Source organism: Polaromonas sp. (assembly GCF_031411155.1).
In the GTDB taxonomy this organism is placed as follows: domain Bacteria; phylum Pseudomonadota; class Gammaproteobacteria; order Burkholderiales; family Burkholderiaceae_C; genus Polaromonas.
Window position 1 is genome coordinate 1 of sequence record NZ_JANOAL010000098.1, and the last position, 25826, is coordinate 25826.

Consider the following 25826-nt stretch of genomic DNA (forward strand, 5'->3'; position numbering starts at 1 on the left):
CTGGGTGTTTTTGCACCGGCGCTGGCCGGAAATCGGCCGCGCGGTGGAGGGGGACTAGGACTGCCAGGCCAAGCAACAAGGTGCTCGTTTGCAAGGCCAACGGGAATCAGTTGTCCGGGAACCTGACCCGCTCCTCCACGCTCTGCCCGGTGCGCCGCACCACATTGCCGGCGTCCAGATAGACCCAGAAAAACTTGTCGATGTCGCCATCAAGCCAGCGGTAGGTCATGATGTCGCCGGGCCACAGGGCGACGCGGTCCATCGAGGCCGGTCGGCCAAATTCGCGCTCCACCTCGGCGCGCGTCCACTTGCCCACCTCGATTTTGGAGAACTCGGCCAGCGTCAGCACCTCTCGCACCCGTATCACCTTGCCGGCCGCGTCCAGATCCACCATCACCCACCGCGGTCTGGCCGGCCGGCTGACCGGAATACTGCAGGCGGGTTCCCTCGCCCAGCGGCAGCACGCGCGAGGGTCTGCCATAGCGCGCCAGCACGTCGTCACGCGCCATGCCGGGCTGCACCATCCTGACGGCACAGGCGGTGGTGAACAGCGCGCAAACAACAAGCGCTGAAATGGTTTTGAGGCCCGGCATGGCGCGCTCCCGTGAAATGGATGGTCTCGATACCCTGCACTTCAGCCTTCGACCCTCATCGGGTCGCAATGTTCCATTGAAGACCGCAGCTTTGGTGCGCTCAGGACAGGTCCTGCAATTGCACCCAGCCGAGCGTGCCGCCCCGGCTGGAATACCGGCTACTGGCATCATGCCGCTCCCACTGCAGCCTGGCCGCGCGCCCGCCGTACACCGCCTGCTTGAGCCAGGCACATTCGGCCTGCAGCGCCGCGTCGCCGGCCAGCCGGGTGTGCCAGACCTTGGCGGTGGCATCCCAGCGGTAGCCGCGGCTTTTGAGCTGGTCCTTAGCGTCGAACGGGGCACCGGTGGCCTGCAGCCGGTAGCTGGGGGCCTGGGCGCCGGCGATCAGGCGCGCCAGCCCGCTTTGCCCCAGGCCGGGCACTTCGGCCATCAATACCTTTAACAGCGCGTGGCAGTCCATTTCAGCCCGGTGCGCGTCGTAAAACCAGCCCAGATCGGCCGCCAGCGCACTGAGCTTGGCCGAGCCTCGTCCGGCGGCGCTCCAGTCAATGTCGGCAAACGAGCAGGCCCAGTCCAGCCCGGCCGCCCGCGGCAGGCAGGCCTCGACAAACGGGCGGTCAAAGCCGGCGTTGTGGGCAATCACCAGATCAACCCCGTCCAGCAGGCTGGCAATGCGCACCTGGTCGAGTTGCTGGCCGCTGACCATGGCGTCGGTGATGCCGGTGATGTCACGCGCGATTTTCGGGATCGGCATGCCGGGGTCCTGCAAGCCGTCGTAGACCTGCGCCGTGCCCACCGGCTGCCCGGTTTGCGTGTCCACATCAACGCGCACCAGGGCCATTTCAATGACCTTGTCACGGGCCGCGTCCAGTCCGGTGGTTTCGGTGTCCAGAATGAGTACGCGCGTGACGGAGCCCGCCAAAGCAGCGGCGAATTGGGTCTGTACCGGCAAACGCCTGAGCACCCGGTAGTCGGGGTGCTGTTCGAGCGCGCAGGCCATGCCCTCCAGCACCGCCGGGAAAGTCGCGGGCACAGGGACCGGGGAAGCCACTGCCGGTGCGGGTGCTGGCGTGGATACCCTGGACGGCGCGGAGACGGGCGCGGGCCAGGCGGCGACCGCCCTGCGCGCCTTGGGCTTGGCGGCGGGCGGCGTCAGGGCGGGCTCGTCAAAGCCAAAGCCCAGTTGTACGGTGGTCATGAGGTAGCTTCCTTGCGCGGGCGGCAGACTTGCCAGGGCCAACGGCCCCTGGCATCTTTGACGGCAAGACAGAAAGGTCCAGCCGGAAAGACAAGGCGGTCTGTCTGTCCGAAATAGGCGTATTTTCGACTATTGCGGTAAACCCTCACGAAGCACCCGTATTGCGGCCCCTCGGGCGGGCCGTGACAAGGGCGAAGGCGGCGGCGCGCCCGCCTGCTTACCGCGCGGCGCCGCTGGCCGTGGCCACGTACTGCGACAGGGCCAGGATCTGGTCCTCGCTGAGGCTGGCCTTGTAGGAAGGCATCTGGCCAATGCCGTTGCGAAGCGCCTTGGCAACGCGCTGGGCGTCGGGTTTGAGCTCGTCCAGCACCGGGCCGATGGCGCCGCTGGCCCCCGCGTCCTTCAGGGTGTGACAGACCGCGCAAGCGGGCACGGCGGCCTGCATGAACAGTTTCTTGCCCAGTGCCAGCTGGGCAGCATCGTCTTGCGCGCTGGCCGGCGAGGCGGTGAAGGCCGCCAGGCCAGCCAGCGCGGCCAGGCTGAAGCGGCTTGCGCTAAAGGATGAAAATTTCGGCATCATGGGTCTCGTTTCGGGCGTGAAGTGGATGGACGTCTCAGGCGACCTTGACGGCCACCGCGTGGTCGGCCCAGCTGGTGTTGTTGTAACCGGCGGCATTTTCCAGGCGTTGCTGCGGCTGGACATTGCCCATGGCGTCGGTGGCGCGGCTGGCCAGCACATGCTGCCCGGCGGGGAGCCGGGTCTCCAGCACAAACTGGCGCCAGGCATATTTGCCCAGGTCCGGGCCCACCAACCGGGCGTCGGCCCAGGTCTTGCCGCCGTCAACCGAGACTTCAACGCGCCTGACCGCATGCAGGCCACCAAAAGCAACACCATGGATCTGCACCCGCCCTTTGCCCAGCGCCGCGCTGTCGGGGCTGGGTGAATTGATCCAGGACTTGACCGTCATTTCCTGCACCGAAGGCTGGTTCGGATCACCCTGAACACCGGGTGGCGAAATGCGGTAACCGTGCGACATGATCTTGGCGTCGGTTTCCTGCGCCGTGAACGCCAGCCGCTTGATGTACTTGATGTTGTTGACGCCGGTATAGCCGGGCACGATAAGGCGCAGCGGCCCGCCGTGCGCGAGCGGAATCGCGGCGCCATTCATCTCCCAGGCCAGCATCGCGTCGGCCATGGCCGAGGCGGGAACCGAGCGCTCGACGACGATGCTTTTCGGATCGAGTCCTTCGGGCAGCTTTTCGCCGCCGGTGCCGGTCATGAAGCGCATGCCGCCCTCCAGGCCGCCCAGCGCCTCGGCCACCGCGCGCACCGGCACGCCGCTCCAGACCACGCAGCCGGCCGCGCCAACGGTCCAGGGCGTGCCACTCGGTTTGCTGGGGAAAAAGCCGCGGCCGTTGCCCGAGCACTGCAGCACCATGGCCACGGTTTCAAGGCCCAGGGTTTTGAGCTCGCGCAGGGTCAGCTTGCGCGGATTGCCGACGCCTTCGATGCTGATCTCCCAGGCATCGCGGTCGGCCACGATGGAGGCATCGGGCGCAGGCAGGTTGTTGCGGATATAGAGTTGCTCGGCCGGCGTGATGACGCTGGTGCCGAAGGCGCTGCGCCTGGTTTCTATGGTGGTCGCGCTGTGCACAATCGTGCTGCCGGCGTCTTTCCAGGCCACGTAGGCCGGCAGTGGCTTGGCCTGGGCCGCGGCGCCGCTACTCCAGCTGGCAAGGCCCAGGGCCGCCAGGGCGTTGGCGCTGCCCGCCAGCAGGTGGCGGCGGCTGAGCGGGGCACGCAATGCGGATGCGGGCAGTGGGAGCGGATCGTGTTGATTCATGCTGTTGTCTCCGTTAAAGGTCAGAGTTGATACGGCTTGTCGATTAGAGTGTGCGTGAAAAAATCGGGGCGGGCTATCGTTTTCAGTGGCGCAACAGGATGGCGGCCAGCACAAACGCGGCCATCCACAGCGTCTCGACCAGCAGCAGCATGAAAGGACGCCAGCCGGCACGGGCCAGTTGCATGAAGGAGGTCTTCATGCCCAGCGCGGCGATGGCGACGACCAGGCAGGCACGCGAGACGTCATTGAGGCCGGTTTGCACAACGGTGGGCACACCGCCCATGGAGTTGATGATCACCAGGGCGACGAACACCCACAGAAACCAGGGCACCAGGGGTTGTTTGGCGGCGGCCGAGGCCTCTTCATGCTGCTCGCGCTGCCGCTTGAACAGACTGGACACCACGACCACGACCACGGCCAGCATGGACACGCGAAACAGCTTGACGATGGTCGCGTAGTCGCCGGTTTCCGGGTTCAGCATATAGCCCGCGCCGACCACCTGGGCCACGTCATGAATCGTGCCGCCCAGAAACAGGCCGGCCAGCTCGGGCGGCAGGTGCAGCAGCTTGGCGATCAGCGGGTAAATCACCATGGCCAGGGTGGACAGCACCGTCACGGTCACCACTACCATCAGGGTGAAGCGCTCACTTTCCTTGTTGCGCGGCAACACTGCGGAGATCGCCAGCGCGGCCGAGGCGCCGCAAATCGCGACCGAACCGCCGGACAACACACTTTCGGCACGATTCATGCCCAGTCGCCGCCCCAACAACACGCCGCACAGCAGCGTGGTCACGACCGCCGTGATGACGATGGCCGCCGTGCTCCAGCCCAGGCCGGCAATCTGGCTGGCCGTGATACGCGCGCCGAGCAGGCCGACGCCCAGGCGCAATACCGTGCGGGAGCAGAACTCGATGCCGGGCCGGGTCTTGGCGTCGTGGCTGAGGTAGTGAAAGGCAACCCCAAAGAACAGCGCATACAGCAGTTGCGGCCCGCCGTGCAGCTTGGACACCAGGGTGGCGGCCATCGCGATGACGGCGGACAGGGCAGCGCCCGGAACAAAGTGCTGCAGCTGCTGCAGGCGCGAATTGGGAGAAATCATGGGTGCGACGGTTTTTGGGGCGTCAGGGGCTGCGCTCATGGCGTTTGCCCCGCGTTTGCCGTACGCGCGTGCATCAAGACCGCCAGCGCACAGGATGCAATGCGGCTGGCGACCGAGTCGGACCGGCTGGTCAGCACAATCGGCACCCGCATGCCGAGCACCAGCCCGGCGCATTCGGCCCCCGCCATGTAAACCAGTTGTTTGTAAAGCATGTTGCCGGCTTCCAGACTGGGCACCAGCAGCATGTCGGGCCGGCCCGCCACGGGCGACACGATGCCCTTGTTGTGGGCCGACTCTGCCGAGATCGCGTTGTCGAAGGCCAGCGGGCCGTCGAGGACGCCGCCCACAATCTGGCCGCGGTCGGCCATCTTGCACAGCGCCGCAGCATCCAGCGTGCTGGGGATGCCGGGATTGACGGTTTCCACCGCCGACAAAATGGCCACGTGCGGGGTGGCGATGCCCAGGGCCTGGGCAAAGTCGATCGCGTTCTGGGCAATATCGCGTTTTTCCACCAGGGTTGGCGCAATGTTGACCACGCAGTCGGTGAGCAGCAAGGGCCGCAGGTAGCCGGGCACATCAAGCACAAAAACATGGCTGGCGCGCCGGCCGGTTCGCAGGCCCGCGTCACGCGTCACGGCGGCGGCCAGCAGTTCATCGCTGTGCAAACTGCCTTTCATCAGGGCGGCGGCGTGACCATCGCGGCACAGCGTGGCGGCCAGCGCCGCCGCAACGCGCGAGTCATCGGCGGTGTCATGCAGCGTGAAGCCGCCAATATCCAGCCCGGCTTCTGCAGCCACCGCCTCGATGCGCGCGCGCGGCCCGACCAGAAGCGGTGTCATCAGGCCTGCGTGCGCCGCCTCGGTAACAGCAGTGAGCGAAGAGCGGTCACAGGGGTAAGCGACGGCGACCGCCAGCGGGCCGCGAGCCCGGGCCTGCTCGACCAGCGCCAGCAGATGCGGGTGCGACGGCGCGGTCGCGTGCAGCGCGCTGCCGGCGGCAGGCGCAAAGTCATTGGGTGCCATGGGGAATCCCGGTGAAGATGGACAGGGGCGCTGCGGCATGAACACCGCAGCGCCGTTGCGACTCAGACGTAGTCTTTGTACTTCTCGAGGAAGCGCACGGGCTTGGCCAGCGCGTCACGGCGGAACGGGTCACCCAGCTCGCGCGTGCACATGATCTCGATGACGCAGGTCTTGCCTTCGTTCATCTGCATGTCGACCGCTTTCTTGAGCGCGGCACCGACGTCCTCGAGTTTGTCGACCACGATGGCCTCGGCCCCCATGGCCTGGGCGATGGCGGCAAAGCTTTCGCTTTCCAGCTCGCCCGCCACGAAGCGGCGGTTATAGAAGTCAACCTGGTTCTTCTTCTCGGCGCCCCACTGGCGGTTGTGGAACACCACGGCCGTCACCGGAATGTCGTGGCGCACGGCGGTCATGATCTCGACCATGCTCATGCCCCAGGCGCCGTCACCGGCATAGGCGATGGCAGGACGATCCATGGCGGCCAGCTTGGCGCCGATGATGGTGGGCAGCGCGTAACCGCAGTTGCCAAAGCTCATGGGCGCGAAGAAGCTGCGCGGCTCATCGAAACGCAGGTAGCTGTTGGCCACCGAGTTGATGTTGCCAATGTCGGTGGAAACCATGGCCCGCTTGGGCATGGCTTTTTCCAGTTCGCGCAGCACCTGGCGGGGATGCAGGTACTCGCCGCCATTGAAGGTCTTTTCCTTGGCGTTTTCCTCGATCATGTCCAGGCTGTACGGGTCTTTTTCGTGCGTCCAGGCGTCAAGCTCCTTTTCCCAGGCGTCTTTTTCGGCCTTGATCTTGACGGCGCGTTCGGCCTTGGTGGCATCACAGACCAGGGTTTTGCCCACCAGGCGCTTGGTCAGTTCCGCGGCGGCGGCTTTGGCATCGCCACAGATACCGACGGAGATTTTCTTGACCAGGCCCAGGTTGGTGTGGTCGGCTTCGACCTGAATGATCTTGGCGGTCTTGGGCCAGTAGTCCATGCCATGCTGTGGCAAGGTGCCGAAGGGGCCCATGCGCGAGCCGAGCGCGATCACCACGTCAGCCTGGGCAATCAGTTTCATCGCGGCCTTGGAGCCCTGGTAACCGAGAGGACCGGCCCACAGGGGGTGGCTGGCCGGGAACGAGTCATTGCGCAGGTAGCCATTGACGACCGGTGCGCCCAGGCGCTCGGCCAGGGCCTTGCACTCCTCCACCGCATCGCCCATGACGACACCGCCGCCGGACAGGATCACCGGAAACTTGGCCGTGGCCAGCAGTTCGGCGGCCGCGTTCAGGGATTCCTCGCCGCCGGCGCCGCGCTCGACCCGCATCGGCTTGGGAATCTCGCACTCGATTTCGCCGTAGAAGTAGTCGCGCGGAATGTTGAGCTGGGTCGGGCCGTTGTCGGAAATGGCGCGGTCAAAGCAGCGCGCCGTGTATTCGGCCATGCGCTTGGGGTGGGTGACATGGCCCTGGTACTTGGTGAACTCCTGGAACATCGGCAGCTGGTTGGCTTCCTGGAAGCCGCCCAGACCCATGCCGGTGGTGCCGGTTTCGGGCGTGATCATCACGACCGGGCTGTGCGCCCAGTAAGCGGCCGCAATGGCCGTGACGCAGTTGCTGATGCCGGGGCCGTTCTGGCCAATGACCACGCCGTGGCGGCCGCTGACGCGGGCATAGCCGTCAGCCATGTGGCCGGCGCCCTGCTCGTGCACGACCGGAATCAGGCGGATGCCGGCGGGGGCAAAGATGTCCATGGCATCCATGAAGGCGGACCCCATGATGCCGAACATTTCGGTCACGCCATTGGCGACCATGGTTTCGACAAAGGCTTCAGAGGGCGTCATTTTCTGAACGCCACTGACAACGGTGCGGACGGCTTGGGAATCGGGCTTGGGCTGCTTCATTACGGTCTCCTGTGGTCTGTCATGGTGGTTGAAATCAAAAATTCGATACGCTTCGTTCTGAATATCGGAATTTTTATGAAATATATACGCCACTCACAAACTCGTCAACAAAAATCTCAATAAATAGAACATTTATGCACAATTTATGGAATACGGCTATCATTCATCCATGCAAAGTGTGCCCACCCTCAAATCTGACCCGGTTGAAGTCAACGGCGACACGCCGACGATGAGACTGTTTGCGTTGCTGGAGGTGATTGCCTCCAAAGACCAGTTTTTCTCGCTGCAGGGGCTGACGGAAGAAACCCGCATTCCCAAGCCCACCCTGCACCGCATGCTGCAGCAGCTCGAGAGCGCCGGCTTGCTGGAACGCAGCGTGGACGGACGGTTTTACGGAACCGGCGTGCGCTTGCGCAAGCTGGCCGAGAACCTCTTGCTCAACGACATCTCCCATGGCGCGCGGCATGCCGTGCTGCGTCATCTGGTCGCCGAAGTGGGAGAAAGCTGCAACCTCACTGCGCTCAGCGGCAGCGAAGTGGTCTACCTGGACCGGGTGGAAACCGCCGCACCGTTGCGCTTTTACCTGCACCCGGGCTCACGGGTACCGGTTCACTGCTCGGCCAGTGGCAAGGTGTTTCTGTCTGAAATGACACCGTCACAGCGCCAGCGCCTGCTGGCGCACGCGCCGCTTGAAGCCTACACCGCCAAGACCCTGACCCACATTGATCAGCTCGAACAGGAAATCCGGCAAATCAAGCGCCAGGGATTCGCGCTGGACAACGAGGAGTTTCTGCCGGGCCTGCTGTGCGTCGCCACGCTGGTGCCGAGTGCTAGCGGACGCTCCAATTTGTGCGTGGCGGTACAGGCCCCCATCATGCGGCTGACGGCCGACAAGGCCCTGCATCTGCTGCCTGCGCTGCAACGCGCTGCCGAAGCCCTGAGCCGCATCGAAACCGATGCGGCACCCACCACCCAGGCGAGCGCCTGAAGCCCGCACAAGCAATGGAGCCCACCATGACGGATCTGACCGGCATTCACCCTGACCGCATGATTTCGGTGCGCGAGGTTTTCGGCATCGACACCGAACTGCTGGTGCCGGCGTTCACCGAACGCGATGAACATGTGCCCGATGTCGACCCGGCCTACCGCTTCAATCCGGCGGTCACGCTGGCACTGCTGGCGGGCTTTAGCCGCGACCGCCGGGTACTGGTGCAGGGGCTGCATGGCACGGGCAAATCCACGCACATCGAACAGGTGGCCGCGCGGCTGAACTGGCCCTGCGTGCGCGTCAACCTCGACGGCCACATCAGCCGGCTTGACCTGGTGGGCAAGGACGCCGTGGCGCTGCGCGATGGCCTGCAGGTCACCGAATTCCAGGAAGGCATCGTGCCGTGGGCGCTGCAACGTCCCGTCGCGCTGATTTTTGACGAATACGATGCCGGCCGCCCCGATGTGATGTTCGTGATCCAGCGCCTGCTTGAGCGTGACGGCAAATTCACCCTGATGGACCAAAACCGGGTGCTCAGGCCGCACCCCTATTTTCGCCTGTTCGCCACCGCCAACACCGTGGGCCTGGGCAATCTGAACGGCCTGTACCACGGGGCGCAGCGACTCAACCATGCACAGATTGACCGGTGGAACATTGTGGCGGCGCTGAACTACCTGCCGCGCGATGAGGAAATCGCCATCGTGCAGGCCCGGGTGCCCCAGTTTGCCAACGAGACCGGACGCGCCATGGTTGACTCGATGGTGGCGGTGGCCGACCTGACGCGCAAGGGCTTCAGGGTCGGCGATCTGTCGACCCTGATGTCTCCCCGCACCGTCATCACCTGGGCCGAAAACGTGGATATCTTCCGCGATCCGGCGCTGGCGTTTCGCCTGTCGTTCGTCAACAAGTGCGATGAGGCCGAACGCCCGGTGGTGGCAGAATACTTTCAGCGCTGCTTCAACCGGGAGCTGGACGAGTCTTACCAGCTGACCACCCAGCACGGGTGAGCCCATGGTCAGCACCCAGGCGGCGACCCGGCATCAGCAGAAAGTCGAGGAGCTGTGCGCGGCGTCGATTCGCGCCCTGTGTGGCGATGCGGACCTGCACTTTCGCGGCCAGCGCCTGTTTCGCGGCCGGCAGGCCTTGCCGCCATTTGCCCCTCACCTGCGCCCCTCGCCGCAGACCGATGACTTCGGATCCTTTCGCGGCGCCGCCGATGCGGTCGCGCTGCGCCTGAGGCACTCAGACGCCGGTCTGCACCGCAGCCTGTGTCCGGCGGAGCCCTTGCCCCGCATGTTGTTCGAGTTGCTGGAACAGTTTCGGGTCGAGGCGCTGGCGCCCGCCGACATGCCGGGAATGGTGTTCAACCTGCGGCACCGGTTCGAACAATGGTCGCTGGCGTTTCACCACAGCGGCATGACCGAAACCGCCAGGGGCATCCTGATTTACACGGTGGCGCAAATGTGCCGGGCGCGGGTGACGGCCCAGCCGGTGGTCGAGGCGACCGAAGACCTGATTGAGGCCACGCGCATGGCCATCGCGCCCGCCTTGGGCCATGCGCTGGTGGAGCTGCGCCGTTCAAAAGACTCCCAGCCAGACTATGCGCCGCATGCACTGGCCATTGCGCAGACGGTGGCCAGCCTGCTTCAGGGCGTGGATGAAAGCGGCGAGGAATCGAAGGAGGGCGCCGACGAGGAAGTCGACGGAAAACTGTCCCGGTTCAGCCTGTGGATGGATTTTGAGGCCGATGATGGCGACGCCATTGCGACCGCCGGCGCCGGCAGCAAGCGCGGGCTGGAAGGGTCTGAAGCGGATTACCGCATCTTCAGCAGCGCTTACGACAGCGAGATCCGCGCGGCCTCCAAGGTTCGCCCGGCGCTGCTGCGTGAATTTCGCGAACGACTGGACCAGCGCATTGCCGGGCAGGGCATCCATGTTTCGCGCCTGGCGCGGGATCTCAAGGCCTTGCTGGCCGCACCCACGCGCGACGGCTGGGAAGGGGACCAGGAAGAGGGGCATATCGACGGCCGGCTACTGGCGCGCCTGATCGTCTCGCCTGCCGAGCGCCGGCTTTTTCGCGTTGAACGGCAGGAGCCGCTGGCCAATTACCAGGTCAGCTTTCTGATCGACTGTTCCGGCTCCATGCGGGAGCACATCGAATCGGTCGCGATGCTGGTCGACGTCTTTGTGCGCGCGCTCGACCAGGTCGGCGTCGCCAGTGAGGTGCTGGGCTTTACCACCGGCGCCTGGAACGGTGGACGGGCCAGACGCGACTGGATACGCGCCGGGCAAACGCCCCGCCCGGGCCGCCTCAATGAGCTGTGCCACATGGTGTTCAAGGACGCTGACACGACTTGGCGCAGCGCACGGAGCGACATTGCCGCGCTGCTCAAGGCGGACTTGTTCCGGGAAGGCATCGACGGCGAGGCGGTGGACTGGGCTTGTGAGCGCATGCTGGGCCGGGATGAAGACCGCCGCATCCTGATTGTCGTGTCGGACGGTTGCCCCACCGACAGCGCCACCGGCCTGGCCAATGGCGCGCAGTACCTTGACCACCATTTGTGCCAGGTCGTGGCCCGCCGTGAACAAGAAGGGCAAGTGGCCATTTGCGGCGTCGGTGTGGGGCTGGATCTGAGCCCCTACTACCGCCATTGCGCGGCGCTGGACCTGTCGGCTTCGGTCACCAACACCGTGTTTCGCGACATTGTCGCCATGATCGCCAGCAGCTTGCGGCGTTGAAGGCTGCAGGGCCGCCGGTCCACACGCCGCACCATTGCGGGCAGCGGGCCTATGATGGCCAGTACTTCCAGAATGAATACCGCCAGCCCCACGACAAACAGGTTGTCCAGCAGCAGGCCGGCAGGCAAGGCAGGGGGCAAACAGCGCATCCAAGGTCAAATCGTTTCCGTCAACACAGTGACTCAGCCCGCCAAAAGACAAGCGGGCCGCAGCCCGCTTGATTTGGTGCCTGATGCACATGAATGACTTCCTGGTCCGGCCCGGAACTTACCGGACCAGTCCGATCAGGCGCATCCGGCTTACATGCGGCCCTTCCAGGGCACCAGCTTGTGTTCGACCCAGCGCATCAGCAAGTCAAACATGTAGGCAACCACACCGATCACGATAATGCCCATGATGACGATGTCGGTGCGCAGGAAGTTGGATGCATTGAGCACCATCTGTCCCAGTCCCACATTGGCCGCCACCATTTCAGCCGCCACCAGCGTGGTCCAGCCGAAACCAATCGCGATCCGCATGCCAATCAGGATGTCAGGCAGGGCCGAGGGCAAAACCACATGCCGGATCACCTGCCAGTAGCTGGCGCCCATCGAGTACGCCGCGTTGATCTGTTCCTGTGAGGCGCTGCGCATGCCGGAGCGGGCAGCCAGAGCCAGCGGTGCGAAGCAGCTCAGGAAAATCAGCAGCACCTTGGGCAGCTCGTCAATGCCGAACCAGATGATGATCAGAGGCAGATACGCCAGCGGCGGCAAGGGTCGGTAAAACTCCAGTGGAGGGTCAAAGATGCCGCGCATCACGCGCGACATGCCCATGGCAATACCAATCGGCACCGCTACCAGGAAGGCCATCCAGAAGGCGATGGACACGCGCAGCACGCTGGCCACGAAATGCTGCCACAGCGGCTTGTCATTGGCCTGTCCCGTGACGTATTCATAGAACTGCTGAAAGACCGCCTGGGGGCTTGGCAGGAACAAGGGCTTGATCAGCCCCAGGTTGGTGACGGCAAACCAGATCGCGATCAACGCGCAGACGGTCACCACGCTGATGGTGGCGCTGCTGCCCTCGCCGGGGACCTTGAACTTGCTGGTTTTTAACGCCGGCACGGCGGGTGGATTGTTAGACATGAGCGGCCTCCCGGTGGTGAATGATGGAGAGCACCTCTTCGCGCATGCGAATGAACTCGGGCTCTGACTTGACCCGGCGCGCATCGCCGTGGCTCAGGAACTGGCGCGAAAACGGCACGTCCTCGTAGACATGCGAAATGCGCCCCGGGCTGGGGCTCATCACAATCAGGCGCGTGGCGAGGAACAGCGCCTCTTCCACCGAGTGGGTAATGAAAAACACCATCTTGTTGGACTTGACCCAGGCGCGCAGCAGGATTTCCTGCACCTGTTCGCGGGTGAAGGCATCCAGCGCACCCATCGGTTCGTCCATCAGCAGCACGGCAGGATCGCTGGCCAGTGCCCGGGCAATCCCGACGCGCTGCTGCATGCCGCCCGAAAGCTCATAGACCGCCCGGTCGGCATATTTTTCGAGTCCAACCAGGCCAAGTTTTTCTTGGGCGACCTGGTCACGCTCAGCCCTGGAGACACCGTTGAGGCGAAGGCCCAGGGCCACGTTGTCGCGCACCGTCAACCAGGGCATCAAGGCATGTTTCTGGAACACGACGCCGCGGTCGGCGCCGGGGCCGACGACTGGCTTTCCATCGAGCAGGATCTCGCCACTCGACGGTGGCAAAAAACCGGCGATGCTGTTCAGCAGCGTTGTCTTACCGCAACCAGACGCACCCAGGGCAACGACGAAGTCGCCATCATGCATCTTCAGGTTGACCGGCGCGAGGGCCTGCAGCATGCCGCCCTTGATCGCGTAGTTGACCGTGAGGTCTCGAATATCCAATGTAGGCATGACGCCGTCCTCCAAAATTTCAGTTGAACCTCGCATCGTGACGCGAGGCCCGTTCAAGTCAGGTACGAGAGCGCCGCCTGCTTACTTGGCCATGGCTTTCTGCACGTAGGTGGTGGTGACAAAGCTGCCATAGCTGGGCTTGACCTCCTGGACACGGCCCTGCTCTTTCAGGAACACGGCGGTATCGGAGAGCGCCTTGGCAACGCCACCGCCCAGCCAGGTCGCCGAGGCCTGCTCCTGCAGGTTCGGGAACTTGTAGAGCGCCATGGATGGCGGCACATCCTTGGCGTCGGCCTTGGTCCACTTGGCCACGGCCTTGACCTGCGATGAGTCGGACGTCCACTTGGCGGCATTGGCGCGGTAGTCCTCATCTGCCTTGGCAAGGGCTTTCACCAGAGCCACCATGAAGGCCTCGTTTTTCTCTGCCCATTTGGCATCGACCACCAGGCCGTCAAAAGTGGGAAAGCCCTTCTTGCCGATGGTGCCGGAGGTCGCGATTGTCTTGCCGCTGGTCTTGAGCTTGCTCAGCACCGGATCCCAGATGAAGGCGGCATCGATATCGCCACGCTCCCAAGCCGCGGCGATCTCGGGCGGGCGCATATTCATCACATTGACGCCCTTGGGATCCACGCCGTCGAGCTTCATGCCGACCATCAATTGGTAGTGCGCCGTTGACACGAACGGCGTGGCCACTTTCTTGCCTTTCAGGTCTTTCATGCTGTTGATGCCGGTACCGTTGCGCGAAATCAGCGCCTCGGCATCCGAGATGTCGTCAAGTACCCAAAATACCCGAATATCCTGCCCCTGGCTGACGGCGGCGGTGATGGGGCTGGAACCTGCCTCACCAATCTGCACGTCGCCCGAAGCCATGGCGCGAATCACATCGCCACCACCGCCGAACATGCGCCAGTTGATCTTGTATCCAGTGGTTTTTTCAAGCTCGCCCGATTCCATCACCGTGCGCAGCGGCACCAGCATGTCCTGGTGCGCGAAGGTCACTTCCTTGGTCTGGGCGAAAGCATTGGCAGCCAGCGTGAGGGCGGCCACAGCAAACCATTTTGGAAAGTGTTTCTGGATTGTCATGGGTGTCTCCTATGAAGGTAAAAAATCGAAATTCCAGGTGGCGCTAAGCCCGCCGCATGGTGACCCCGACTTTGCGCGCAACCAGCGTCGCCGGTAAGCGCCAGCCCCAATTTACTTGTGGAGCCAAGAGCTAAGTATTTACCCTTGAATCAGCACTCATTGGAGCACCGGAAGACTGGAAAATCAATGCGGCGAAGACACCGCCGCCGGGTCGAATCAGCGCATTTTCATCAACGCTTTTACGCCAGGGGTACTCTGGACACGCCGCGGGCCTGGGCCAGCTCATCCACGGCCATTTTCAAAGCCTTGATGCCCTCGGAAATTTTCTCCGCGGCAATCGAAGAAAGCCGCAGGCGAAAGAATGGGCAGGGGTAAGGCGGCCTGACAAAAAACACATCCCCCGCTTCGATCAAAACACCATGGTTGCGCGCCATCAATTCCAGCTCGCCCGAATCCACCCAGGCCGGCGCCCGCACCCACACCGACGCCCCGCCCGAGGGCAGGTTGAACTCGAAATCGGGCAGGTATTCCTGCAATGCCAGCGCCACCAGCGACAGCCGCTCCTGCATGGCGTGGTTGACGCGCCGCGCGTGCGCATCATGATGACCCTGCGACAGAAACAGGGCGTAGGCATGCTGCAAAAAGGCACTCGGATGGCGCAGCATGGCATGGCGCAAGCCGCGCAATTCTGCAATCAGGGCGCGTGGCGCGACGATGAAACCCAGCCGAAGTGACGGCGACAGGCTTTTGGAGACCGAACCCACGTAGATGACACGCCCGGTCTTGTCCATGCTTTTGAGGGCCGGCAGGGGTGCGCCTTCATACAGGTTTTCGGCCTCGTAATCATCTTCTATCACCACAAAGTCCTGCTGTTCGGCCTGGCGAAGCAAGAGTTGCCGGCGTTCCAGGCTCATGGTGGCGGTGGTCGGACTCTGGTGCGACGGCGTCACGAACAGGTAGTCAACCGGCGGCAGTGCGTCGACCACCACACCCTGGTCGTCAACCGGCGCCTGCACCCACTTTGGCTTGCGCAGGGAAAAACTGTTGCGCGCATGTGGATGACCGGGCTCTTCCAGGCCCACGCGCTGGCCCTCGTCAAACAAGGCCTCGGCCAGCAGGTAATAGGCGTGCTGCGCGCCCAGCGTGACCAGAATGTCTTCCTTCAAGGCAAATACGCCGCGTTTGGGCAACAGCCGCAGGCGGATCTGGTCAATCAGGTCCGGGACGTCGTCCACCTCGAAGTCCGGTGTCCAGTGCGGCAGGTGCGAGCGCGCGAGGCTGCGCACACAGCACTCGCGAAAGGCCTCGGTCGGGAAAAGCTGGGGGTCGTAGGTGCCGTAAATAAAGGGGTAGGGATAAGAACGCCACTTGTCCGGTTTGGACAGCGTCCGCTCCTTGGACAAAGAACGCAGCACCCGCTTTGACCAGTCCGGCGGGAATCCCGATGCGCCGTGGCTGCCGACCAGCGGGTCGGGCTCCTGCGCGTCGTTTGAACGGGCATTCATCGTGACGAACACGCCGCTGCGCGGGCGTGATTCCAGAAAACCCTCGTCCACCAATTGCTCATAGGCAGCGGTGACGGTATTGCGGCTCAGGCCCAGCACATGGGCCAGTTCGCGCGACGAAGGCAGCGGCGCCCCCAGAGAAAGCCGTCCGTCCATGATGGCCTGCACCACCGCCAGGCGCAGGCGCCGCTGCAGGGGCAAGGCCGGCTGGTCAGGCAACTCAAAGAGACTTTCCCACTGGATGTCTTTGGTACGGTGAGCATCTGGCTTCATGGTTTACCAGTATAGGCCGCTGCTTTTCTGGCGTGGGCGAATCAGCCCATCTGGCTCTATCAGGCTTGGGCCAAACTCTCTACGCTCGATGCATCCACATTCAACCGTCCGGAGTTCACCTTGACCACGCACCTGCCCCCCGTTACTGAAGCAACCCTGGCCGCCTTCAGCGCCGCCTGGAACCAGCACGACATCGAAGCCCTGATGTCGTTCATGACTGACGACTGTGTCTTTGAAACGGCAGCCGGCCCGGACGCCTGCGGCACCCGCCACACCGGCGCCGAAGCCGTTCGCCGCGCCTTTGCCGGCGCCTGGCAGGCGGTGCCTGACGCCAAGTGGCTCAATGGCCAGCACTTCGTGCAGGGCGACTTCGGCGTTTCCCAGTGGACCTTCACCGGTACCGCCGCCGACGGGAGTCGGATCGAGACCGATGGCGTCGATGTGTTCGCCTTCAGGGATGGAAAGATCCAGAGCAAGAAGGCCTTCCGCAAGGCGCGCCCCAACCTGCCCGCGACTAAGTAACCCCCTTTTCTTCCGGAGAATCCTCCATGGCTGCCCTACCCGACCTTAATTTCACGTCATTGGCCACGCCCTCGCAACGGCCTTACGACCCGCAATACGACCCCTTGGTGGCGCCCGACCCGGGCGTTGGCAGAGCTTACGCACCCACCTACTGGGTTGCCAGCGCAGGCACGCCGCCTGATGACGACGGCCCGATCATGCAGGACACCGATGCCGATGTGGTGATCATTGGCTCTGGCTCCACCGGCATCTCGACCGCGCTCTACCTGGCCCAGGAGCACGGTATCCGGGCACTGGTGCTGGAAGCGAATGTGTCGGCCTGGGGCTGCTCCAGCCGTAGCGGGGGCCAGGGGCAAAATGCCAGCGGCCGGCTTTCGCGATCGCAATGGATAGAGCGCTGGGGCCTGGACGTTGCCAAAAAGCTCGACACTGAAATCCGCACCGGATTCGAGAATTTCAAGCAACTGACGACCGGAATCGATTGCGAGGCGTTCGATGGCGGCCACCTCTACGTCGCCCATCGCCCTGAAAAACTGGACTACCTGCGCAATGAAACCCGCCTGAAACGCGAAACGTTTGGCTACGACACCCGCATGCTGAGCGCCGAGGAAGTGCGGCGCGACTACTGCGACGAACGCGAAACCGTGGGCGCGATGCTGGAACCCGAAGGGGTTGGCATTCACCCGCTGAAATTCACCTTTGGCCTGATCCGCAAAGCCCGGGCACTGGGCGCCAAGGTGCACCCCGGCAGCCCGGTGCAGGGCTGGACCACTCTCAACGGCATTCACCACCTGCAAACGCCGGGCGGTACGGTGCGCGCCAAGCGCGTTGTGGTGTGCACCGGCGGCTACACCGGGCAGGGCCTGAATCCGCTGGTCAAAAACAAATTGATGCCCATCCTGTCCAACTCCGTGGTGACGCGGCCGCTGACCGATGCCGAACTGGCCGCCACCAATTTCAGGTCGCGGACCTTTCTGACCGATACCCGCACCCTGCGCTTTTACTACCGGTTGCTTGAAGGCAACCGGCTGCAGTTGGGCAGCCGCAGTTCCGTCACCGGCGCCGACGCCGAAGACCCGGCACATCTCAAACTGCTGACCGATGCCATCGCGCGCAAGTTTCCGCCACTGACCGACATCAAGATCGACTACTCCTGGTGGGGTTGGGTCGATGTGAGCCATGACATGATGCCGCGCATCACCCGGCCCGACCCGGCGCAAAGCGTCTGGTACGCCGTGGGCTACGGCGGCAACGGCGTGTCGTTTTCGACTTGGGCCGGAAAGCGCATCGCGGAACGCGTGGCCGGCAAGGACAACGGCCGCGAAGTGTTCAATTTGCCGATCTACACCACGCCGCTTGAGTACCCCAACATGTTTGGCCTGGTGCGGTCGGAGAACTTCGCGCCGTTTCGCCGCTTTGGTCAGCGGTTTTTGTACAAGTGGTATTGGCTACGCGACGAGAAGCTCTGAAGCCGGTCGGAGCGGCGCCGCGCGGCAAGACGCCGGGCGGTTCCAGCTCGATCAATGGCCTGATCTACATCCGGGGCCAGCGCGAGGACTACGACCATTGGGCCGCGCTTGGCAACGCCGGCTGGGCTTACGAGAACGTGCTGCCCTACTTCATCAAGTCGGCAGGAGCCCAGCGCGGCGCAGCGCCCTACCACGGTTGCGATGGCCCGCTCCAGATCCCTGACATCGACGCCCGTCACGAACTGATCGAAGCCTTTATTCAGGGCGGCGCACCGATAGGCCCGGCAGCGTCAGACGCACCGACGATTTCAACGGCGCGCAACAGGAAGGCGCCGGTAACTACCAACTCACCACCGCCAGGGGCCGGCGCTGCAGCACCGCCAAGGCCTACCACCTCGGCCCGGCGCGGCGCCGACCCAGTCTACGTATCCAGACTGACGCCCTGGCTACCCGGTTGCTGTTCGAGGGGCAACGCGTCGTGGGAACACAGTACCGCCAGGATGGGAGGCTGAAAACCGCCCGCTGCAGCGCCGAGGTGTTGCTGTCGGCCGGCTCCATCCAGTCGCCGCAGTTGCTGCAGCTCTCCGGCATTGGCCCGCGCTCGCTTCTGGACCGGCACGGCGTAAAGGTCGTGGGGGACGCACCGGGCGTCGGCGAAAACCTGCAGGACCATCTACAGATCCGGCTTGGCTACGAATGCACCCGGCCGATCACCACCAATGACCAGATCAATTCATGGTGGGGCCAGTTCAGGCTTGGAATGCAATGGTTGCTGCATCGCAGCGGCCCGCTGGCGGTAGGCATCAACCAGGGCGGAGGCTTCATGCGCACCCTGCCGCAAGAGGCGCAAACACTCGACATCCAGTTTCACGTGGCCACATCCGCATGCGCTCGCGCGACCCATTTGAGCCGCCCGAGATCCAGCCCAACTACCTGTCCACCGATCTGGATCGCCGCACGGCGGTGGCCGGCATCAAGGCTGCACGGGCCATTGCCGCATCCGGCGCAATGCGGCTTTATGTGCTGCGCGAGGTCAAGCCAGGCCCGGACGCCGCCAGCGACACGGATCTGCTGGAGTTCTGCCGAAACCACGGCGCCACGATTTTTCATCCGAGCGGTATCCGCCGCATGGGTATCGACCCGCTCGGGGTGGTGGACTCCCGACTGTGCGTCAAGGGCGTTGCCGGTCTGCGCGTCATCGACTGCTCGGTCATGCCAACCCTGGTATCCGGCAACACCAACGCACCGGCCGTGATGCTGGTCGAGAAAACGGTAGACATGATCCGTGAAGACGCAGCTCACAGTGGGCGCGCCTGATCAAAAAACCAGGCGGTGGGCGATGCCCGATGATGGTGCGGCTGGCGGGGATCGAACCCACGACCCTTGGCTTCGGAGGCCAATACTCTATCCACTGAGCTACAGCCGCAATGCTGAATTTTGCAAGAGCCAGTATTTTCGCACAGACCGAACCCGCTACAGAATCCCCAAGTGGATAGTTGAAGGTTTAATGCCCAACAGAGTCTCTCCGGACCGACTAACCAACCAACACGCAAGAAAGTCCCGAAATGGAACAGATTTCTTGAACAGTTGCTCAGCATTTACACACTTCCTCGATCTGGCGCACGCAACACAGGTACGCCTTTGCCCCAAAATTTGAGGGCCTGCGGTTGTCTGGTTCGCACCCGGCGGAAGTCAACGCTGATAGCAGACGGAAAATCGATTTATCCGAGCCAGAGAGGCTGAACCAATGGCATGAGATTTGCCTTCAAAGCGGGCTCCAAATGAACTGCAGATGTCGGCCCCAGCGGACTAGAGGGTCGCATCAAGATAAATAGTCCTGGACGGAGACATCGGATGGCTTCAGGCGGTGAAACTAAAACGCAGCGCGGCCTTTTTTTATGGCGTCATCGGCCGGCGCAAAACGCGAGCTCATGATCGCTGCCTCCAAACTGGCCAGCATCGCCCGGCTTTTGGCCCTCGCTGCGCATCTGTTTTTTGGGCTGCAGATGGTCACTGCAACACTGCCATCGCACGCCGGCGTGATGACGCGCGAGGCCATGCTAAAGGCCTTTCCGGCACCCCTCATCGTGGGCGAAAAGGACCGCAAGCTTCCGGTCTGGCCGATCCTGAAGCAGGACGGCACGGCGACACCGATCATTGCCTATGTGTTCGAGTCGATTGATCTGGCGGCCATTCCGGGATTTTCGGGCACGCCTTTCAATTTGCTGGTTGCACTGGATTCCAGGGGCGAGTTCACGAATGTGCGCGTGCTGTCGCACCACGAGCCAGTGTTCCTGGATGGTCTGGGGGAGGGGCCTTTGCTGCGTTTTGTCGACCAGTACAAGGGACTGTCCTTGATGCAGAGCATCAAGATCGGCTCCAACCTCAACACCGGGGGTAAGGCCGGAAGCGCCAATGTATATATCGACGGCGTTGCAAAGGCCACTGCTTCAGTGCGCATCCTGAACCAAAGCCTGCTGGCAGCATCGCTCAAGGTCGCCAGGGCCAAGCTGGGCTATGCCAACGGGCGGGATCCCGAGTTGGTGGCGCGTATCCGCCCCGAGGTCCATGAAATCATGAGCTGGACCGACCTGGTGGACGCGGGCCTCATAGCCCGCAAGACATTCAGCAACCGTGATATTGAGCGGGTGTTTGCTGGAACCGTAGGCGGGGGGCAAGACGAGCAGGCAACCAGAGCGCCAGATGAAACTTTTATGGACCTGCATGTGGCTTACCTATCGGTTCCGGCCGTGGGCCGCAACTTGCTCACCGCCGAGGGCTGGAAAGTTTTGCAGCGGCGCCTCGACCCCGGCGACCATGCCTTGCTGCTGGTCGGCAAGGGCCGATACTCCTTCCTGAGTGACGACTTTGTGCGTGGCTCCGTCCCAGACCGGCTCTCGCTGCAGCAAGAGGGCTTGCCGATTGAGATTCGAGATCTCGATCTTGACACCAGCCTGCAGCTGCCAGCCTCGCTGCAGGGCGCCGAATGGCGTGTTTTCCGGGTCATTGCACCGGCTGGACTGGACCCGGCCCAGCCGCTGGCGTTCAACCTTCGCGTGACGCGCAGCAAGGGCATGATTTATCCCGAGCGGGTAAGCAAGGACTTCTCTTTTGGCACGACGCTGCCCACGGAATATTTTGAGTCGCCCAGCGCCGATGACAAGACATGGCACTCGACCTGGAAATCCCGTAGCAGTGAGCTGATGATCCTGCTCGGCGCCCTGGCGTTTCTGGCTTGGGCGCTGGGCGACCAGAGCTGGATATCACGGAGCAAGAACAGGCTGGCCTTCTTTCGAACCGGCTACCTTTTGTTCACGCTTTGCTTCATTGGATGGTATGCACAGGGCCAGCTGTCGATTGTCAACATCACTGCGCTCATGCAGGCTCTGATTGCCGGCCAGAGCCTCGGCTTCTTCATGTACGACCCGATGACTGTGGTTTTGTGGTGCGCAGTTGCCATCACCTTTTTTATCTGGGGGCGAGGTACCTTTTGCGGCTGGCTTTGCCCCTTCGGCGCCTTGCAGGAACTCGTGAGCAAACTGGCCAATGCCCTGGGTTTGCGACAAGTCCATGTGCCGGACCGGATTGACGCGCTACTGAAGAAACTGAAGTACGTGGTGCTTGGCGCCATTGTTTTGGTCGCATGTTTTTCGGTGCCTTGGACCGACCGAATGGCCGAAGTCGAGCCCTTCAAAACCAGCATCACGCTGGTGTTCGACCGCGCGTGGCCTTTCGTGCTGTGGGCCGGTGGCCTGGTTCTGTTGAGTGCGTTTTTTTACAAGAGCTACTGCCGCTACCTGTGCCCGCTCGGCGCGGGGATGGCCATTCTCGGTCGCCTGCGCCGCTTCGACTGGATTGCCCGGCGCAGCGAATGTGGGCAGCCCTGCCAACGCTGCCGCAGCGAGTGCGGCTACCAAGCCATCCAGAAAACCGGCGAGATTGATTACGACGAGTGCTTTCAGTGCATGGATTGTGTCGCGATTTACACCAACGAAGAACTTTGCGTACCGCTGATTCTGCAGAGCCGCAAGTCGAGCGGCTCGTCCACCGACAACAATAGATCCGTCGTTATCCCGATTGTGCTGATGGACGGCAGCGGGAAAATTCTGGGGAGGCCCCTCAAATGAAACGTCGTCATTTTCTGGCCACGGCCATCGGCATGTATGCGATGAAACCAGGCATGTCAGGCGACACAGGCATGGCCCCGGAACAGGCCGAGCCACTGCAATGGAAAGACCGCTCGCTGACGGGTTTTGGCTCTGTACTGTCCTTGCGAGTAGCGCATAGCAGCGCTGAGCAGGCCGAGCGCGCCCTTGATGCAGCGGTCGCTACCATCCGGCATGTTGAAGACCAGATGAGCCTGTTTGACCCCGACAGCGCCCTGAGCCGCCTCAACCGGGATGGCGTGCTGGAGCGACCTCATCCCGATCTGGTCAGAATCCTGCAGCTGGCGCAGACGATCTCAGCAAAAAGCGGCGGCGCGTTTGACGTCACCGTTCAGCCGCTCTGGGCTGTGTTCGATGCCGCGGCGCGACGAGACGCGCTGCCTTCTCCGGCTGACATTGAGAAGGCGAAGCAGGCGGTGGGATGGCAGGACTTGATAGTCTCTAGCGACACCATTCGACTGCGCCGCCCCGAAATGGCCATCACACTCAATGGCATTGCCCAGGGGTTCGCGGCTGACCTGGTGCGCCAGACACTGCGAGAGCACGGCGTTAGGCATGCATTGATCAATACCGGCGAGTGGACCTCACTGGGTCGTCCCGACCCGGCACGCAACTGGTTGCTCGGGCTGGCCGATCCGCGTCAAGAGCAGGCCCTGATAACGCGATTGGCAATGGACGGCCGCAGCATTGCGGTTTCTGCCGACAACGAGTGCAGCTTTAGCCAGGACCGTCGCCATCACCACATCTTCGATCCGCACACCGGTTACTCGCCTCCTGGGCTCGCCAGCGTCACTGTGGCTGCGCCCAGTTGCGCGATGGCGGACGCCCTCACCAAGGTCATGTTTGTCGCGGGGCGCGAGGAAGCTCTTCGCATGGCGCACCAATGGCAGGTGGATGTGCTGGTGGTGGCAAAAAATGGCAACTGGACCGCAACGCCAGGCCTGCACCTACAGCGACAAGGCTGAACCCGCCTGGTCCAACGCCCAGCTTACGGCGCAAAAGCAGGAGTCACCGCGCGGTGATCCTTGGTTTTTGGTTCGAAGCCGCAGGTAGGGCCCAGAGATACAGCCCCTTCCTCGCAGATCAGAGCGAGTGCTTGGTGCCTCGACTAAATAGACTTGTCCTGGCGTTGGCCAAGATGCCCCAGCAACGACGGTGGTGAGACGCGTGCCGCCGGCTTTGGCGTCAGCGCCGGCATCTGACCTGACCTTTGGCCAGGCACGTGGCAACAGCGATTCGCTGATGTTCTCTTTTGTGACAGCTGTCTCAGGGCAGAGCGTTGCATGGAACTTGAGCACCAGTTCGGGAGGCCATCGCAACGATGCCACATCGCAGAGCAATCATCAGACCTGCAGCAAACCCATTGCTAGCCGCGATTAATTTTCGTTCTGGCACGGTCCTTGATAGAAAACAACGCCCGCAAGGGAAACTTTCACCAATTGACCCAAAGAGGAAACCGATGATCTACGCAGCACCCGGCGCTCCAGACGCCAAATACACCTACAAGACCCGTTACGACAACTTCATTGGCGGCCAATGGGTCGTTCCGGCCAAGGGTAGCTATTTCGATGTGATCAGCCCCGTCAATGGCAAACCGTACACACAAGTAGCGCGCTCGAGCGCAGAAGACATTGAGCTCGCACTTGATGCGGCACACGCGGCCGCCGACAAGTGGGGGCGCACGCCAGCCGGCGACCGCGCCAATGTGCTGCTCAAGATCGCTGACCGGATGGAAGCCAACCTGGAGCTGCTCGCCTGGGCTGAAACGGTTGACAACGGCAAACCGATCCGCGAGACCCTCAACGCGGACATTCCGCTGGCCATTGACCACTTTCGCTACTTCGCGGGCTGCATTCGTGCTCAGGAAGGCGGCGTCAGCGAGATCGACGAGAACACGGTGGCGTATCACATGCAGGAGCCGCTCGGCGTGATCGGCCAGATCATTCCCTGGAACTTCCCCATCCTTATGGCGGCCTGGAAACTTGCCCCTGCCCTTGCCGCTGGCAACTGCGTGGTCCTCAAGCCCGCCGAGTCCACACCCGTCAGCCTGCTGCTGGTGGCTGAGCTGATTGCCGACCTGCTGCCCGCCGGCGTGCTCAATATCGTCAACGGCTACGGCCGTGAAGCCGGCATGCCGCTAGCGACCAGCAAGCGCATTGCAAAGATTGCCTTTACCGGATCCACCTCCACCGGCCGAGTAATCGCGCAGGCCGCGGCCAACAACCTGATTCCTGCCACGCTGGAACTCGGCGGCAAGTCACCCAACATTTTCTTTGCGGATGTCATGGACAAGGACGACGCCTACCTCGACAAGGCCATCGAAGGTCTGGTCCTGTTCGCATTCAACCAGGGCGAGGTTTGCACCTGCCCTTCACGCGCACTGATCCAGGAGTCGATCTATGACAAATTCATGGCGCGCGTGATCAAGCGCGTTGCCGCCATCAAAATGGGTAACCCGCTGGACACAGACACCATGATGGGCGCACAGGCTTCGAAGGAGCAGCTCACCAAAATCATGTCTTATCTCGATTTGGGTCGCCAGGAGGGCGCGGAAGTACTGATCGGCGGCACGCAAGCCCAGATAGGCGGCGAGTTCGACGGTGGCTATTACGTGCAGCCCACGATGTTCAAGGGCCACAACAAGATGCGCATTTTTCAGGAAGAGATCTTTGGCCCGGTACTGGCCGTCACCACCTTCAAGGACGAGGCAGAAGCCCTGGAGATTGCCAACGACACGCTCTACGGCTTGGGCGCGGGTGTATGGAGCCGCAACGGCAACCTGGCTTACCGCATGGGCCGCGCCATCAAGGCAGGCCGTGTGTGGACCAACTGCTATCACGCCTATCCGGCACACGCGGCTTTCGGTGGTTACAAGGAATCCGGCATTGGCCGCGAGAACCACAAAATGATGCTAGACCACTACCAGCAAACCAAGAATCTTCTGGTCAGCTACAGCGAACAGAAGCTCGGATTCTTTTGATCGACTGGTTCTGGTTAGGTTGAACAAGGTCTTGGGGGACGGGCAACCGTTCCCCTTTCCCATTTTTATCTGGAGACTTGAACATGGTTGAAAAAGTCATTGCCACTCCGGCGGCACTCGAGCTGGTCGAGTTCCTGCGCGAGAAACACGGCACGGTCATGTTTCACCAGTCCGGCGGCTGCTGCGACAACAGCGCGGCCAACTGCTATCTGCCGGGTGAGATCACCATTGGCGCTGGCGATGTTTTTCTCGGCGAGATCGGAGGCGCAAAGTTTTATATCGGCAAATCTCAATACCAGTATTGGATGCACACGCAGCTAATCATCGACGTGATCGACGGCCACGGCGGCACCTTCTCGCTGGAAGGGCCAGAGGGCAAGGCCTTCCACACCCGGTCACGCGTATTCACCAAGGAGGAATTGAAAGAGCTCGAGCAGCAGGACGCTGCTGATGAAGCAGTCTCTGCTACACGTGTGGAATAAAACCAGAGATCACCGGCACCCGCTTGGCTCCACCATTTCCCGGATGAAAATCGATCGCCTTGCGACCGC

At 62.7% G+C, this 25826-nt stretch carries 20 protein-coding genes, 1 tRNA gene and 1 pseudogene; 10 read left to right on the forward strand and 12 right to left on the reverse strand.

Going from position 1 to position 25826, the window contains the following annotated elements; all coding sequences use genetic code 11:
• Positions 1–106 precede the first annotated feature (106 nt).
• The 7 genes from RMO23_RS06720 to xsc all read right to left on the reverse strand — a co-directional run bounded on the left by RMO23_RS06720 (position 107) and on the right by xsc (position 7645).
• The gene (locus tag RMO23_RS06720) at positions 107–394 is read right to left on the reverse strand and encodes a hypothetical protein (protein WP_309679744.1); all 288 of its coding nucleotides are present in this window, start codon (positions 392–394) and stop codon (positions 107–109) included.
• A gap of 299 nt (positions 395–693) precedes the next feature.
• The gene (locus tag RMO23_RS06725) at positions 694–1791 is read right to left on the reverse strand and encodes a 3'-5' exonuclease (RefSeq protein ID WP_309679746.1); all 1098 of its coding nucleotides are present in this window, start codon (positions 1789–1791) and stop codon (positions 694–696) included.
• Positions 1792–2008: 217 nt separating this feature from the next.
• Positions 2009–2368 carry a cytochrome c gene (locus tag RMO23_RS06730; RefSeq protein ID WP_309679748.1) on the reverse strand — a complete coding sequence of 120 codons (360 nt, stop codon included), beginning with the start codon at positions 2366–2368 and terminating at the stop codon, positions 2009–2011.
• A gap of 37 nt (positions 2369–2405) precedes the next feature.
• Positions 2406–3635 (reverse strand): sulfite oxidase, encoded by a 1230-nt coding sequence (locus RMO23_RS06735; RefSeq protein WP_309679751.1) that lies wholly within the window; start codon positions 3633–3635, stop codon positions 2406–2408.
• Positions 3636–3717: 82 nt separating this feature from the next.
• Complete coding sequence (locus tag RMO23_RS06740; protein ID WP_309679860.1) at positions 3718–4734, reverse strand: putative sulfate exporter family transporter; 1017 nt, start codon at positions 4732–4734, stop codon at positions 3718–3720.
• 35 nt (positions 4735–4769) lie between these two features.
• Positions 4770–5756, reverse strand: coding sequence for a bifunctional enoyl-CoA hydratase/phosphate acetyltransferase (locus RMO23_RS06745; protein ID WP_309679753.1), 987 nt, complete (start codon positions 5754–5756; stop codon positions 4770–4772).
• A 62-nt stretch (positions 5757–5818) separates the two neighbouring features.
• The gene (gene xsc / locus RMO23_RS06750; RefSeq protein WP_309679755.1) at positions 5819–7645 is read right to left on the reverse strand and encodes a sulfoacetaldehyde acetyltransferase; all 1827 of its coding nucleotides are present in this window, start codon (positions 7643–7645) and stop codon (positions 5819–5821) included.
• 169 nt (positions 7646–7814) lie between these two features.
• Here xsc and RMO23_RS06755 point away from each other — a divergent pair, with 169 nt between their 5' ends.
• The 3 genes from RMO23_RS06755 to RMO23_RS06765 are packed head-to-tail and all read left to right on the forward strand — an operon-like array spanning position 7815 to position 11372.
• Entirely contained in the window at positions 7815–8633 is an 819-nt protein-coding gene (locus RMO23_RS06755) for an IclR family transcriptional regulator (RefSeq protein WP_309679757.1), read from the forward strand.
• 26 nt (positions 8634–8659) lie between these two features.
• Positions 8660–9640 (forward strand): AAA family ATPase, encoded by a 981-nt coding sequence (locus RMO23_RS06760; protein ID WP_309679758.1) that lies wholly within the window; start codon positions 8660–8662, stop codon positions 9638–9640.
• Between the two features lie 4 nt (positions 9641–9644).
• The gene (locus RMO23_RS06765; RefSeq protein WP_309679761.1) at positions 9645–11372 is read left to right on the forward strand and encodes a cobaltochelatase CobT-related protein; all 1728 of its coding nucleotides are present in this window, start codon (positions 9645–9647) and stop codon (positions 11370–11372) included.
• 299 nt (positions 11373–11671) lie between these two features.
• On the opposite strand, the gene RMO23_RS06770 is transcribed toward RMO23_RS06765, so the two are convergent.
• The 4 genes from RMO23_RS06770 to RMO23_RS06785 form a co-directional block, all read right to left on the reverse strand.
• Positions 11672–12496 (reverse strand): ABC transporter permease subunit, encoded by an 825-nt coding sequence (locus tag RMO23_RS06770; RefSeq protein ID WP_309679762.1) that lies wholly within the window; start codon positions 12494–12496, stop codon positions 11672–11674.
• A complete protein-coding gene (locus RMO23_RS06775) occupies positions 12489–13277 on the reverse strand; it encodes an ATP-binding cassette domain-containing protein (RefSeq protein WP_309679764.1) in 789 nt (262 codons plus the stop codon). Before RMO23_RS06775 ends, RMO23_RS06770 begins: the two co-directional genes overlap by 8 nt.
• Before the next feature lie 81 nt (positions 13278–13358).
• Positions 13359–14360 (reverse strand): taurine ABC transporter substrate-binding protein, encoded by a 1002-nt coding sequence (tauA, locus tag RMO23_RS06780; RefSeq protein ID WP_309679766.1) that lies wholly within the window; start codon positions 14358–14360, stop codon positions 13359–13361.
• Positions 14361–14599: 239 nt separating this feature from the next.
• Entirely contained in the window at positions 14600–16138 is a 1539-nt protein-coding gene (locus tag RMO23_RS06785; RefSeq protein ID WP_309679768.1) for a PLP-dependent aminotransferase family protein, read from the reverse strand.
• Between the two features lie 120 nt (positions 16139–16258).
• Between RMO23_RS06785 and RMO23_RS06790 the strand changes: the two genes are divergently transcribed.
• From RMO23_RS06790 to RMO23_RS06800, 3 genes and pseudogenes are all read left to right on the forward strand, one after another.
• The gene (locus tag RMO23_RS06790) at positions 16259–16660 is read left to right on the forward strand and encodes a nuclear transport factor 2 family protein (RefSeq protein WP_309679770.1); all 402 of its coding nucleotides are present in this window, start codon (positions 16259–16261) and stop codon (positions 16658–16660) included.
• Positions 16661–16686: 26 nt separating this feature from the next.
• Positions 16687–18129: an FAD-dependent oxidoreductase gene (locus RMO23_RS06795; protein WP_309679772.1), complete on the forward strand. Its 1443-nt coding sequence runs from the start codon at positions 16687–16689 to the stop codon at positions 18127–18129.
• Between the two features lie 17 nt (positions 18130–18146).
• Positions 18147–19446 (forward strand): annotated as a pseudogene (locus tag RMO23_RS06800) (GMC family oxidoreductase); the annotation flags it as partial.
• A gap of 33 nt (positions 19447–19479) precedes the next feature.
• On the opposite strand, the gene RMO23_RS06805 reads toward RMO23_RS06800, so the two are convergent.
• Positions 19480–19555, reverse strand: a tRNA-Arg gene (locus RMO23_RS06805).
• A 616-nt stretch (positions 19556–20171) separates the two neighbouring features.
• Here RMO23_RS06805 and RMO23_RS06810 point away from each other — a divergent pair.
• From RMO23_RS06810 to RMO23_RS06825, 4 genes are all read left to right on the forward strand, one after another.
• Positions 20172–22256 (forward strand): 4Fe-4S binding protein, encoded by a 2085-nt coding sequence (locus tag RMO23_RS06810; protein WP_309679862.1) that lies wholly within the window; start codon positions 20172–20174, stop codon positions 22254–22256.
• Positions 22253–23260 carry an FAD:protein FMN transferase gene (locus RMO23_RS06815; RefSeq protein ID WP_309679774.1) on the forward strand — a complete coding sequence of 336 codons (1008 nt, stop codon included), beginning with the start codon at positions 22253–22255 and terminating at the stop codon, positions 23258–23260. Before RMO23_RS06810 ends, RMO23_RS06815 begins: the two co-directional genes overlap by 4 nt.
• Before the next feature lie 494 nt (positions 23261–23754).
• On the forward strand, positions 23755–25275 hold the full coding sequence (locus RMO23_RS06820; protein WP_309679776.1) for an aldehyde dehydrogenase family protein: 1521 nt from the start codon (positions 23755–23757) through the stop codon (positions 25273–25275).
• Positions 25276–25358: 83 nt separating this feature from the next.
• Entirely contained in the window at positions 25359–25757 is a 399-nt protein-coding gene (locus tag RMO23_RS06825; RefSeq protein ID WP_309679778.1) for a DUF779 domain-containing protein, read from the forward strand.
• Positions 25758–25826: the final 69 nt, after the last annotated feature.